The following is a 12,028-nucleotide window of genomic DNA, read 5'->3' on the forward strand; positions in this document are numbered from 1 at the left end:
CTCTGCTGCCCCTTCAAACTCAAGATTTCAATGCTTCGGCCAGTTTCGCGATCTTGCCGCGAACAGAGCCATCGATTACCAGGTCACCAGCGCGGATGACGACGCCGCCAATCAGGCTGGCATCCTCCGACGCGTGCAGGCGCACTTCCTGGCCTAACCGTGCACTGAGAACCTTGGCGAGTTTGTCTTGCTGTTCTTGGTTCAACGCGAAGGCACTGGTGACTTCCACGTCCACGGATTTCTCTTGCTCGGCCTTGTACAGGTCGAACAGGGCGGCAATCTCCGGCAGAAGCAGGAGACGGTCGTTTTCCGCGGCAACATGAATGAAATTCTGTGCCTGTGCATTGAACTTGTCACCGCACACGTCAATGAACGTGGCGGCCTTTTCTGCGCTCGTCAGTCGCGGGGCCTTGAGCAGGCGCTGCATGGTGTCGTCTTGCGACACCGCAGCAGCCAGGCCGAGCATGGCTGACCAATTGGCCAGTTGCTGATGGGCCTGGGCATGCTCAAAGGCAGCCTTAGCGTAAGGTCGGGCCAACGTGGTCAGTTCTGCCATGATCGCCCTCGCTTAAATTTCAGCGGCCAGTTTGTTAACCAGCTCCGCATGCGCGTTTTGATCGATTGTGGCGCCAAGGATCTTTTCAGCACCGCCAACGGCCAGGGCACCCACTTGGGCACGCAGGGCGTCTTTAGCGCTGTTCAGTTCCTGTTCGATCTCGGCCAGAGCCTGAGCCTTCACACGGTCAGCTTCGACGCGGGCCTGATCACGGGCTTCCTCGACAAGCTGAGCAGCGCGTTTCTTGCTTTGCTCAATGATTTCGGCTGCTTGTGCTTTAGCTTCACGCAGTTGCTGACCCACTTTCTCTTGGGCCAGCTCCAGGTCGCGAGCTGCGCGGTTGGCAGCGTCCAAGCCGTCGGCAATCTTCTTTTGACGCTCGTGCAGAGCAGTGATGACCGGAGGCCATACGTACTTCATGCAGAAGAGTACAAAAATCAGAAAAGCAACGGATTGGCCAATCAGGGTTGCATTAATGTTCACGCCAACACCTCGCTCGGTCTTAATTCATACAGCCATCAACTCGTGGATACGAGTGATTAGCCGGCGATCTGACCAACGAACGGATTCGCGAAGGTGAAGAACAGAGCGATACCAACACCGATCATGGTTACGGCGTCGAGCAGACCGGCAACGATGAACATTTTGACCTGCAGCATCGGAACCATTTCAGGCTGACGAGCAGCGCCTTCCAGGAACTTGCCGCCCAGCAGGCCGAAACCAATGGCGGTACCCAGAGCACCCAGGCCGATCAGCAGAGCAACAGCGATAGCGGTCAGACCAACTACAGTTTCCATCTTTCCTCCCGACTTTTACGTCGTATTGGTTAGGTTTTTAGTTTGAAGCGGTAAAACAAATCGTTTGGTACAGCTGCCCTTGCGGACTTTTTAAGCCCTCCCCCCAAACGAGCGGGGAAGGCTATCAGACACGCCAGGCGGTCTTAATGGTTATCTTCGTGAGCCATCGACAGGTAGACGATGGTAAGCATCATGAAGATGAAAGCTTGCAGCGTGATGATCAGGATGTGGAACACAGCCCACGCCCACTGCAGGACGACACCCAGGCCGCTGAGCCAGAGGATGCCGGCGCCGAACATCACCGCGATCAGGATGAACACCAGCTCGCCGGCGTACATGTTGCCGAACAGACGCAGTGCCAGCGAGATCGGCTTGGCGATCAGGGTGACGAATTCCAGCAGGAAGTTGACTGGAATGAGCAGGATCTGCAGGAAGATGTTCTTGCTGCCGAACGGGTGCAGGGTCAGCTCACCGATGAAGCCGCCCAGGCCCTTGACCTTGATGCTGTAGAAGATGATCAGGGCGAACACGCAGAAGGCCATGGCCAGGGTCGCGTTCGGGTCGGTGGTCGACACGGCACGGAACGGAATGTGCGGATCACCGGAGATCAGGATGGCCAGCTGAGGAATCCAGTCGACCGGTACCAGGTCGATGGCGTTCATCAGGAACACCCAGACGAAGATGGTCAGCGCCAGCGGAGCAATCACCGGGCTACGGCCGTGGAAGGAATCCTTCACGCTGCCGTGTACGAAGTCCACCATCACTTCCACGAAGTTCTGCAGACCGCCAGGCTGGCCGGAAGTCGCCTTCTTGGCCGCCATGCGGAAAATGAACAGGAAGATCAGACCCAGCGCGACGGACCAACCCAGGGTGTCCAGGTGGAACGCCCAGAAGCCCATTGCCTTGGCTTCTGCAGCCGAATGGGCGAAGCCCCAGCTGCCGTCTGGTAGTTGACCGTAGGTCAGGTTCTGCAAGTGGTGCTGGATATAGCCCGAAGCGGTTTCTGCTGCCATGGTTGCCTCAAACGCCCTAAGGTCTCGAAAGTCTTTTATTCATCAGCAGGGGCGCGAACCAGCTGACCAAAAGGGTCAACACGAAGACGCCGAATACTGCTAACGGCGCCAATGGCTTCACTCCTGCGAAGGTCAGTGCGAACAGCACTGCCGTCAAAATCATCTTGCCTGCCTCGCCTGCGTAGAACGACTTGACGATGGCCTGCGCCGCCCGGGCTCCGCTATAGCGAAAAGCCTTCCAGGCGAAATACAAGTTGGGCAGCCAGGCAATCAAACCTCCGCAAAGGCCTGAATATCCACTGACTACCCCTTTCCACTGCCACAACACCAGCGTTGCCAACAGCAGTACTACAAATTGAGCCAGCAGTACCGGGAAAACCGCCCAGCGATGGAAAGGCAGGCGGTTTGGCGTGCGGATTTCCATCAAAACTGCTCCTCGAAAGTCGACCGTCAAGTCAGCAACGACTTGGCATAATTTGTGCCGACAAAATGCGCGCAGAGTATAGGGGTGGATTAACCCCTATTCAACTCTTCGGTAGTGATTTCCGACTGCGCGCTACAACGGGAATTGTTTCAGCGGATGTGAGCAAGGACGCCCTGCAACTCGTCAAGCGAGTTATAACGAATAACCAACTGGCCTTTTCCCTTGTTCCCGTGACGTATCTGTACGGGGGAGCCCAGGCGCTCTGCGAGCCGCTGTTCAAGGCGCTCGATATCCGGATCAGGTTTGCTCGGTTCGACCGGATCAGGTTTGCCACTCAGCCACTGACGCACGAGTGCCTCAGTTTGGCGCACGGTGAGGCCACGTGCGACAACATGTCGCGCCCCTTCTTCCTGGCGATCTTCTTCCAGGCCGAGCAATGCACGTGCATGACCCATTTCCAGGTCGCCGTGGGCAAGCATGGTCTTGATCGCTTCAGGCAGGGAGATCAGGCGCAGCAGGTTGGCCACGGTGACCCGCGACTTGCCCACGGCATCCGCCACCTGTTGCTGGGTCAGTTCGAACTCCTGCTGCAGGCGCTGAAGGGCCAGGGCTTCTTCCAGCGGGTTGAGGTCCTCGCGCTGGATGTTCTCGATCAAGGCCATGGCGATGGCCGCTTCATCCGGCACTTCGCGGACCATGGCCGGGATGCTGTCCAGGCCGGCCTGCTGGGTGGCGCGCCAGCGGCGCTCACCGGCGATGATTTCATAACGGTTGCCATCGATCGGGCGGACCACGATCGGCTGCATCACGCCATGGGTGCGAATCGAGTGCGCGAGTTCTTCCAGCGCCACCGGATCCATGTCGCGGCGCGGCTGGTACTTGCCGCGCTGGATCAGCTCGACTGGCAGGTGTTGCAGTTCTTTCTGGTCGATCTTCACAGCCTGCTCTTCGAGCGCGCTGACGGAAGGACCACTGAGCAGTGCATCCAACCCACGTCCGAGACCCCGTTTCTTAACGGCCATGCGGATTCCTTAAGTTGTTTGTGCAGTGCGTGATTGACGGCGTTGACGGCGCACCAGTTCCCCGGCCAGGGCCAGGTAGGCAAGCGCGCCACGCGATTGCTTGTCGTAGGCCAGTGCCGGCATACCGAAGCTCGGCGCCTCCGCCAGGCGGATGTTGCGCGGAATGACCGTGTCGTACAGCTGCTCGCCGAAGTGTTCCTTGAGCTGCGCCGAAACATCGTTGTTCAGGCTCAAGCGCGGGTCGTACATGGTCCGCAGCAGACCTTCGATCTTCAGTTGCGGGTTCAGCCGCGCAGCGATGCGCTTGATGTTATCCACAAGGTCGCTCAAACCTTCCAGTGCGTAGTACTCGCACTGCATCGGGATGATCACGCCATCGGAAGCCACCAAGGCGTTCAGCGTCAGCATCGACAGCGACGGCGGGCAGTCGATGAGGATGTAGTCGTAGTTCTCGCGGATCGGCGCCAGGGCATTGCGCAGGCGGCTCTCCTTGACTTGCATCTCCAGCAGCACCACTTCCGCGGCAGTCAGGTCGCGGTTGGCCGGCAGCAGTTGGAAGCCGCCGTGCTCGGAGTAGTGCATGGCCTGGGCAAGGTCGCATTCGCCGATCAGCAGGTCGTAGACCGAATGCTCGAGTTCGTGTTTGTCCACACCGCTGCCCATGGTGGCGTTGCCCTGCGGATCGAGGTCGATCAGCAGCACACGACGCTTGGTCGCGGCCAGCGATGCAGCAAGATTGATACAGGTGGTGGTTTTGCCCACTCCACCTTTCTGGTTCGCGATTGCGAATACCTTAGCCATTGTTGCGTGTGTTCCCAGTCATGCCTTGCGGCGCAGTATCAGCAGATGGCGCTGGCCCTGGCAACCTGGAACGGTCAGGGCCTGCTCGCTTTCCACTGTGAAGTCTGCGGGCAATGCTACCAGTTCATCGGCAGGATGCAGCCCCTTCATTGCAAGCCATTGCGTCCCGGTGTCGCCCAAGTGGCGGGTCCAGTTGGTGAAGTTCTCCATGCTGCTGAAGGCGCGGGAGATGATGCCGCTGAACGGCTGCGCGGGCTGGAAGGCCTCAACACGGCTGTGGATAACCGTGAGGTTGTCCAGTTTCAACTCCATTTTTACCTGGGTCAGAAAACGCGTCTTCTTGCCGTTGGCGTCCAGCACGGTCACCTGTTTGTGCGGATGCAGGATAGCCAATGGAATGCCCGGCATGCCACCGCCGCTGCCCACATCCAGCCAGCTGTCGCGATCGCTGTGGATAAACGGCATGACGCTGAGGCTGTCGAGCAGATGGCGGGAAACCATCTCGTCCGGATCGCGCACGGCGGTCAGGTTGTAGGCTTTGTTCCATTTGATCAACAGGGCCAGGTAGCCCAGCAGCGCTTCATGCTGCTGCGCGCTCACCTCGATACCGAGCTGGCGCGCGCCTGTGGACAACTCTTCTGCGTGCTGCGGGGTGACCAGGGAACTCAAGCGCTTTGCTCCAATTCGCGGCCAGCGCCGCGTTTTTTCAGATGAATCAGCAACAGGGAAATCGCCGCCGGGGTGACGCCTGGGATACGCGAAGCTTGGCCCAGGGTCTCTGGACGGGTCTGCCCGAGCTTGCCCTGGATCTCCTTGGACAGGCCGGAAATCGTGGAGTAGTCGATATCCACAGGGAGGCGGGTGTCTTCACTCGCCCGCAGCCGTGCGATTTCATCCTGCTGTCGGTCGATGTAGCCAGCGTACTTGGTCTTGATCTCCACCTGCTCGGCAACCTGTGGATCGATGACCTCTCCGCCGGTCGCTTCTATCAGCCCGGCGTAGTCGATTTCCGGACGGGCCAGCAGGTTCAGCAGGCTGTACTCGTGGCTCAGCGGAGTACCGAACTTATCCACAACGGCCTGGCCTTGCGGGGTGTTCGGGCGTACCCAGGTCGACTTCAGGCGTTGTTCCTCACGTTCGATGCCATCGCGCTTGGCGCAGAAGGCGGCCCAGCGCTCATCATCGATCAGGCCCAGTTCGCGGCCTTTTTCGGTCAGGCGCAGGTCGGCGTTGTCTTCGCGCAGGATCAGCCGGTATTCGGCGCGCGAGGTGAACATGCGGTAGGGCTCCTGGGTTCCCAGGGTAATCAGGTCATCCACCAGTACGCCAATGTAGGCTTCGTCACGGCGTGGGCACCAGCTTTCGCGGCCTTGCGCACGCAGCGCGGCGTTGGTCCCGGCGAGCAGGCCCTGTGCGCCGGCCTCTTCATAACCGGTGGTGCCGTTGATCTGGCCCGCGAAATACAGGCCACCGATGACCTTGGTCTCGAGGCTGTACTTGAGGTCACGTGGGTCGAAGTAGTCGTACTCGATGGCATAACCCGGGCGCACGATATGGGCGTTTTCCATGCCACGGATCGAACGCACCAGTTCCAGCTGCACGTCGAACGGCAGCGAGGTGGAAATGCCGTTCGGGTAAAGCTCGTGGGTGGTCAGGCCTTCCGGTTCGATGAACACCTGATGGCTTTCCTTGTCGGCAAAGCGATGAATCTTGTCTTCGATCGATGGGCAGTAGCGCGGGCCCACGCCTTCGATTACCCCGGAGTACATCGGCGAACGGTCGAGGTTCGAGGCAATGATCTCGTGGGTGCGTGCGTTGGTGTGGGTAATCCAGCAGCTGACCTGGCGTGGGTGCATCTGCGCATTGCCCATGAACGACATCACCGGGATCGGAGTGTCGCCTGGCTGTTCGGTCATCACCGAGAAATCCACCGAGCGCCCGTCGATACGCGGCGGGGTACCGGTTTTCAGGCGACCGACGCGCAGTGGCAGTTCACGCATGCGATGGGCCAGGGCGATCGACGGTGGATCACCGGCGCGGCCACCGGAATGGTTCTGCAAACCGATGTGGATAAGGCCACCTAGGAAGGTTCCGGTGGTCAGTACCACCTGTTCGGCAAAGAAGCGCAAGCCCATCTGGGTTACCACACCTTTGACCTGGTCCTGTTCGACGATCAAGTCATCGCAGGACTGCTGGAATATCCACAGGTTCGGCTGGTTTTCCAGGATCTCGCGCACCACGGCTTTGTAGATGGCGCGGTCTGCCTGTGCACGGGTGGCGCGTACGGCCGGCCCCTTGCGGTTGTTCAGGATGCGGAACTGGATGCCGCTCTTGTCGGTTGCCAACGCCATGGCGCCGCCGAGCGCATCGATCTCTTTGACCAGATGGCTTTTGCCAATACCGCCGATGGCGGGGTTGCAGCTCATGTGACCGAGGGTTTCCACGTTATGGGTCAACAGCAGGGTTTTCACACCCATGCGTGCAGACGCAAGCGCAGCCTCGGTACCGGCATGGCCGCCGCCGATGACGATCACTTCAAAACGGGAAGGGAAATCCACCACGCACCTCGTGCCTGTTTTTGCGAATAGAGAAGGTAAGCCGACAAGTATAGGGACTTCACCCTCTCTAAAGAAACCTTTTGCGCAAATTTTGACCAGGCTGTGGATGAGTGGCAGACAACAGAAATCAAAGAAGAGAAATTTAAAAAAGCTTTGTTTTTATGTTTATTCTTATGCACACCATGATCTGTGGATAAAGCTCTGTATCCAACGTTTTACAAGGTGTAGAGAGAAATTAAACCCTGTGTCTGGATGGCCAGGAGGGCTCTGGATAACGTCCTTTAGCCTGTGGATTAAATGGCCACTTACCCACAGGAGGGTTTGTCCTCAGAAAAAAGGCCTGCTTATCAACGGAGCTGAAGGTGAGTTACCCACAGGGCTCCTGCGGGCAAAAAAAAGCCGCTCCAGTAGGAGCGGCCTTGGTAAATGCAGGTTGTGACTTACTTGCCGATGCAGAAACTTGAGAAAATCCGGCCCAACAGGTCGTCCGAACTGAAGGCACCGGTGATTTCACCTAGAGCCTGCTGTGCCTGGCGCAGATCTTCCGCCAACAGCTCCCCAGCCCCAGCCAGGGTCAATTGGGCGCGGCCATGCTCAAGGTGTGCACTGGCCTGACGCAAGGCATCCAGGTGGCGGCGACGCGCGCTGAAACCGCTCTCTGCGGTCTGTTCGTAACCCATGCAGGCCTTGAGATGGTCACGCAGCAGCTGCAGGCCCTGATCGTCGCCCTTGGCGCTCAAGGTGATCGTCACGTGCCCGTCGTCGCATTGTTCCAGCCCTACCCGCTCGCCACTGAGGTCAGCCTTATTGCGAATCAGCGTGACCTTGGCCGGGTCGGGTCGCTGATCCAGGAACTCCGGCCACAATGCGAACGGGTCGCTGGCTTCGGGTGCGGTGGAGTCGACCACAAGCAAGACACGGTCAGCTTCGCCAATGGCCTTGAGAGCCCGTTCCACGCCGATCTTTTCCACATGGTCATCGGTGTCGCGCAGGCCGGCCGTGTCGACCACGTGCAGCGGCATGCCGTCGATGTGGATATGTTCACGGAGGATGTCCCGGGTGGTGCCGGCGATATCGGTAACGATCGCCGCTTCACGGCCAGCCAGGGTATTGAGCAGGCTCGACTTGCCGGCATTGGGCCTTCCGGCGATCACCACGGTCATGCCGTCACGCAGCAAGGCGCCCTGCCCAGCTTCGCGCTGCACTGTGGACAACTCTGCGCGTACGGCATCAAGCATCGACAGCACGTGGCCATCGGCAAGGAAGTCGATTTCCTCTTCCGGGAAGTCGATGGCCGCTTCGACATAGATCCGCAACGCAATCAGCGCCTCGGTCAGGCTATGCACACGTTTGGAGAATTCACCCTGCAGCGAGCGCAACGCATTGCGCGCCGCCTGGCTGGAGCTGGCCTCGATGAGGTCGGCAATGGCCTCGGCCTGGGCCAGGTCGAGCTTGTCGTTGAGAAATGCGCGTTCGCTGAACTCACCTGGGCGGGCCAACCGGCATCCGACCTGCACGCAACGCTGCAGCAGCATATCCAGTACCACCGGGCCGCCATGCCCCTGCAGCTCGAGCACATCCTCGCCGGTGAACGAGTTCGGCCCCGGGAAGAACAACGCGATACCTTCATCCAGCACCAGGCCCTCTTCATCCCGGAACGGGCCGTAATGGGCATGGCGCGGGGTCAAGGTGCGCCCGGTGATCAGTTGGCCAGCCTTGGCCGCCAGTGGCCCGGACAGGCGGACGATACCCACACCGCCGCGGCCTTGTGCGGTGGCGATGGCGGCGATGGTTTCACGCACAATGTTCATGCTCGAAAGCCTCTACGACAAATACGACAGATAGCAAAAACGCCCCCGAGGGGGCGTTTTTATTCACAGGCTAGCTGAGTAGCCCGTCAAGCAGCAGCTTTTTTCGTCGCTGCTTCGATACGGCGGGTGATGTACCACTGCTGGGTGATCGACAAGCAGTTGTTCACAACCCAGTACAGCACCAGACCAGCCGGGAACCACAGGAAGAAGAAGGTGAAGATGATCGGCATCATTTTCATTACCTTGGCCTGCATCGGATCCGGCGGCGTCGGGTTCAGGCGCTGCTGGATGAACATGGTGGCACCCATGATGATCGGCAGGATGAAGAACGGATCCTTGATCGACAGGTCGGTAATCCACAGCATCCATGGGGCCTGGCGCATCTCGACGCTTTCCAGCAGTACCCAGTACAGGGCCAGGAACACCGGCATCTGAACCAGGATCGGCAGGCAGCCACCCAGCGGGTTGATCTTCTCTTTCTTGTACAGCTCCATCATCGCCTGGGACATCTTCTGGCGATCATCACCGAAGCGTTCCTTCAGCGCAGCGAGCTTCGGCGCCACGGCACGCATGCGCGCCATTGAACGGTAGCTGGCAGCCGACAAGGGGAAGAACAGGCCCTTGATGAGCATGGTCAGGACGATGATCGACCAGCCCCAGTTACCCAGCAGGCTGTGGATATGTTGCAGCAGCCAGAAGATTGGCTGGGCGATGAACCACAGGAAGCCGTAGTCGACGGTCAGTTCCAGGCCTGGGGACAACTCCTTGAGTTTGGACTGGATCTTCGGACCGGCGTACAGCATGGCGCTGGTTTCGACCTTGCCGCCAGCAGGTACGCTGATGGCCGGGCCGGTGTAGCCGATGATGTAGTTGCCCTGGCTGTCTTTGCGGGTCTGGACGACGTTGTTGTCCGACTTGGCAGGGATCCAGGCAGTCACGAAGTAGTGTTGCAGCCAGGCAACCCAGCCGCCGGACACATTTTCTTTCAAACTACCTTTATCAATGTCCTTCATCGACACTTTCTTGTACGGCTCGCCAGCTGTCCACAGGGCTGCGCCCAAGTAGGTAGCGGTGCCGGTAGCAGTGCTCGAGGACGGATCGCCACTGGCGTCACGCTTGAGCTGGGCAAACATGTTGCCGCTCCAGGCCTGGCCGCTCTGGTTGTCGATCAAGTAGCTGACGGTCAGGTCGTACTCGCCGCGCTTGAAGCTGAAGCGCTTGATGTAGTTCACGCCGTTGTCGCTGAACTTCAGGTCGACCACCAGTTGTTCCTGGCCATCGGCCATCTGGTAGGACTTCTGCTCAGTGGCATAAAGCGGACGGCCAGTGGAGCGGGCATCCGGGCCGTTGGCGCCGGTCAGGCCGCTCTGGGCCAGGTACACGCGCTCACTACCGTTGTCGAACAGCTGGAACGGAATGTCCGGATGGTCCTGACGGCGTGGGTACTTCGGCAGGTTCAGCTGGACGATGTCACCACCGACTGGATCGATAGCCAGTTCCAGGACATCGGTCTTGACCCGGATCAGATCCTTGCTGAGTGCAACGGGTGCCAGTTCGGCAGCGCTCGACTCGCCGTTGGCGCTCGGTACATCGGCGCTGGCGCCATTGCTGGCGGCGGGCACACCATCGGGCAAGCCCGGAGCGACAGTGCTGGCAGCAGTATTCTGAGTCGGCAAGGCAGCCTGACCGTAGTCATCGTTCCACTTCAGGACCATGACGTAGGACACGATTGCCAGGGCGGCGATCAGGATCGTGCGTTTAATATCCATGATTACTCGGCTATCGAAGAAGTTCGGGAGGAAGGAGCGGGAGGAACGGGATCGAAACCGCCGTCGTTCCACGGATGACAACGCCCCAGGCGACGAACGGCTAGCCACCCGCCACGCCAGAGACCATGGTTTTCAATGGCTTCGTAAGCGTAACAGGAGCAACTGGGGTAGAAACGACAGTGACTGGCCATCAGAGGACTAATGGCGTAACGGTAAAACTGGATCGGAACGAGTGCCAGTTTACGCATCTTGGCTGTCTACCCCTGCGGAATCGGCGTTTGCCGCTGGACTAGGCCGGCTGCGGGCCAGGCGTTTCCAGAGCTTGCCAAAGTGTTGGTGCAATTCCGGGTTTTCTATCTCACCCAATCCCTTGCGCGCGACGATCACTATGTCCAGGCCAGCGAGCATTTGCTGGTTCAGACGGAAGGAATCGCGCATCAAGCGCTTGAGGCGATTGCGTTGAACGGCGAGCTTGACGCTCTTCTTGCCGATCACCAGGCCAAGGCGTGGATGATCGAGACCGTTCTCGCGAGCAAGGATCAGCAGGTTTTTCCCTGGAACCTTGCCGGTTGGGGAGTCGAAGACCGCTTTGAAATGCCGGGGTGTAAGCAGTCGCTTTTCCCGACTGAAGTCCTGACTCACCACCTGTGCCGAAAAATCAAATGGCCAGACGCTTACGGCCTTTGGCGCGACGACGCGACAGAACAGCACGGCCGTTCTTGGTAGCCATACGGGCACGGAAGCCGTGGGTGCGAGCGCGCTTGATGGTGCTTGGTTGGAAAGTACGTTTCATGGCGTGTTACCTGGGTTTGTCGACAACGGGCCGGGATGGCCCCCTTTTTAAGAGATCGGCGATTCTAGAGAAAGCAAGCCAATAGGTCAATTTCCAACCAGTCATTCCTTATGGATGGTGATAGCTGGCAATGGTCCAGGCGACGCTTGCTCGTGCAGACAAACGGACGACAAAATGAAAAAAAAGAAGAGACATATAAAAAGCTTTTCTGAAGAACTTATAACTCTTAAGTGGATAAGTATCTGTGGATAACCATGCGCAGGCCTTTATCCATGGGGTGTACAGGATTTCAAAACCTTGTCCACAACGGGTGCTGCGCCTGTGCTGCATATGAGTAAAACCTGTGGATCAAAATGGCGATTATCCACAGGGGAGTTATCAACAGGCTTGAACCCAGGGTTGTGCATAGCCCTCATGCGTGGTTATCCACAGAGCTTATCCACGGGGGTGAAAAGGTGTTTTGGTCGCTAAATGGCTGATTTGT

General features: G+C 58.7%; 14 protein-coding genes. All 14 read right to left on the reverse strand.

Annotated elements, in window-relative coordinates:
- Nucleotides 1-19 precede the first annotated feature (19 nt).
- The 14 genes from KU43P_RS26870 to rpmH all read right to left on the reverse strand — a co-directional run bounded on the left by KU43P_RS26870 (nt 20) and on the right by rpmH (nt 11,544).
- The gene (locus tag KU43P_RS26870) at nt 20-556 is read right to left on the reverse strand and encodes a F0F1 ATP synthase subunit delta (RefSeq protein ID WP_003253191.1); all 537 of its coding nucleotides are present in this window, start codon (nt 554-556) and stop codon (nt 20-22) included.
- Between the two features lie 12 nt (nt 557-568).
- Entirely contained in the window at nt 569-1,039 is a 471-nt protein-coding gene (locus KU43P_RS26875; RefSeq protein WP_008092228.1) for a F0F1 ATP synthase subunit B, read from the reverse strand.
- Between the two features lie 56 nt (nt 1,040-1,095).
- Nucleotides 1,096-1,353, reverse strand: a complete 258-nt coding sequence (atpE, locus tag KU43P_RS26880) for a F0F1 ATP synthase subunit C (RefSeq protein WP_003097235.1) — start codon at nt 1,351-1,353, stop codon at nt 1,096-1,098.
- A 143-nt stretch (nt 1,354-1,496) separates the two neighbouring features.
- The gene (atpB, locus tag KU43P_RS26885) at nt 1,497-2,366 is read right to left on the reverse strand and encodes a F0F1 ATP synthase subunit A (RefSeq protein WP_016394319.1); all 870 of its coding nucleotides are present in this window, start codon (nt 2,364-2,366) and stop codon (nt 1,497-1,499) included.
- Between the two features lie 16 nt (nt 2,367-2,382).
- Nucleotides 2,383-2,790, reverse strand: a complete 408-nt coding sequence (locus tag KU43P_RS26890; RefSeq protein ID WP_317660483.1) for a F0F1 ATP synthase subunit I — start codon at nt 2,788-2,790, stop codon at nt 2,383-2,385.
- A 149-nt stretch (nt 2,791-2,939) separates the two neighbouring features.
- Complete coding sequence (locus tag KU43P_RS26895; RefSeq protein WP_317660484.1) at nt 2,940-3,812, reverse strand: ParB/RepB/Spo0J family partition protein; 873 nt, start codon at nt 3,810-3,812, stop codon at nt 2,940-2,942.
- 9 nt (nt 3,813-3,821) lie between these two features.
- Complete coding sequence (locus tag KU43P_RS26900; RefSeq protein WP_016394317.1) at nt 3,822-4,613, reverse strand: ParA family protein; 792 nt, start codon at nt 4,611-4,613, stop codon at nt 3,822-3,824.
- Nucleotides 4,614-4,631: 18 nt separating this feature from the next.
- Nucleotides 4,632-5,282: a 16S rRNA (guanine(527)-N(7))-methyltransferase RsmG gene (gene rsmG / locus KU43P_RS26905; protein WP_317660485.1), complete on the reverse strand. Its 651-nt coding sequence runs from the start codon at nt 5,280-5,282 to the stop codon at nt 4,632-4,634.
- Nucleotides 5,279-7,171 (reverse strand): tRNA uridine-5-carboxymethylaminomethyl(34) synthesis enzyme MnmG, encoded by a 1,893-nt coding sequence (gene mnmG / locus KU43P_RS26910; RefSeq protein ID WP_317660486.1) that lies wholly within the window; start codon nt 7,169-7,171, stop codon nt 5,279-5,281. The genes rsmG and mnmG overlap by 4 nt, the downstream gene beginning before the upstream one ends.
- A 440-nt stretch (nt 7,172-7,611) precedes the next feature.
- Nucleotides 7,612-8,982 carry a tRNA uridine-5-carboxymethylaminomethyl(34) synthesis GTPase MnmE gene (mnmE, locus tag KU43P_RS26915; RefSeq protein WP_317660487.1) on the reverse strand — a complete coding sequence of 457 codons (1,371 nt, stop codon included), beginning with the start codon at nt 8,980-8,982 and terminating at the stop codon, nt 7,612-7,614.
- 86 nt (nt 8,983-9,068) lie between these two features.
- Entirely contained in the window at nt 9,069-10,751 is a 1,683-nt protein-coding gene (yidC, locus tag KU43P_RS26920; protein WP_317660488.1) for a membrane protein insertase YidC, read from the reverse strand.
- A gap of 2 nt (nt 10,752-10,753) precedes the next feature.
- Nucleotides 10,754-10,999, reverse strand: a complete 246-nt coding sequence (gene yidD, locus KU43P_RS26925; RefSeq protein WP_078477749.1) for a membrane protein insertion efficiency factor YidD — start codon at nt 10,997-10,999, stop codon at nt 10,754-10,756.
- Nucleotides 10,992-11,396, reverse strand: coding sequence for a ribonuclease P protein component (gene rnpA, locus KU43P_RS26930; RefSeq protein ID WP_176511810.1), 405 nt, complete (start codon nt 11,394-11,396; stop codon nt 10,992-10,994). The genes yidD and rnpA overlap by 8 nt, the downstream gene beginning before the upstream one ends.
- 13 nt (nt 11,397-11,409) lie before the next feature.
- Entirely contained in the window at nt 11,410-11,544 is a 135-nt protein-coding gene (gene rpmH, locus KU43P_RS26935; protein WP_003253163.1) for a 50S ribosomal protein L34, read from the reverse strand.
- Between the last annotated feature and the right edge of the window lie 484 nt (nt 11,545-12,028).

This window comes from Pseudomonas sp. KU43P, from assembly GCF_033095865.1.
GTDB lineage: Bacteria > Pseudomonadota > Gammaproteobacteria > Pseudomonadales > Pseudomonadaceae > Aquipseudomonas.

Excerpts from the sequence above, each read along its gene's own strand:
- KU43P_RS26870 (WP_003253191.1), bottom strand. The coding sequence starts at position 556 with ATGGCAGAACTGACCACGTTGGCCCGACCTTACGCTAAGGCTGCCTTT.
- atpE (WP_003097235.1), bottom strand. The coding sequence starts at position 1,353 with ATGGAAACTGTAGTTGGTCTGACCGCTATCGCTGTTGCTCTGCTGATC.
- atpB (WP_016394319.1), bottom strand. The coding sequence starts at position 2,366 with ATGGCAGCAGAAACCGCTTCGGGCTATATCCAGCACCACTTGCAGAAC.
- KU43P_RS26890 (WP_317660483.1), bottom strand. The coding sequence starts at position 2,790 with ATGGAAATCCGCACGCCAAACCGCCTGCCTTTCCATCGCTGGGCGGTT.
- KU43P_RS26895 (WP_317660484.1), bottom strand. The coding sequence starts at position 3,812 with ATGGCCGTTAAGAAACGGGGTCTCGGACGTGGGTTGGATGCACTGCTC.
- KU43P_RS26900 (WP_016394317.1), bottom strand. The coding sequence starts at position 4,613 with ATGGCTAAGGTATTCGCAATCGCGAACCAGAAAGGTGGAGTGGGCAAA.
- mnmE (WP_317660487.1), bottom strand. The coding sequence starts at position 8,982 with ATGAACATTGTGCGTGAAACCATCGCCGCCATCGCCACCGCACAAGGC.
- yidC (WP_317660488.1), bottom strand. The coding sequence starts at position 10,751 with ATGGATATTAAACGCACGATCCTGATCGCCGCCCTGGCAATCGTGTCC.
- yidD (WP_078477749.1), bottom strand. The coding sequence starts at position 10,999 with ATGCGTAAACTGGCACTCGTTCCGATCCAGTTTTACCGTTACGCCATT.
- rpmH (WP_003253163.1), bottom strand. The coding sequence starts at position 11,544 with ATGAAACGTACTTTCCAACCAAGCACCATCAAGCGCGCTCGCACCCAC.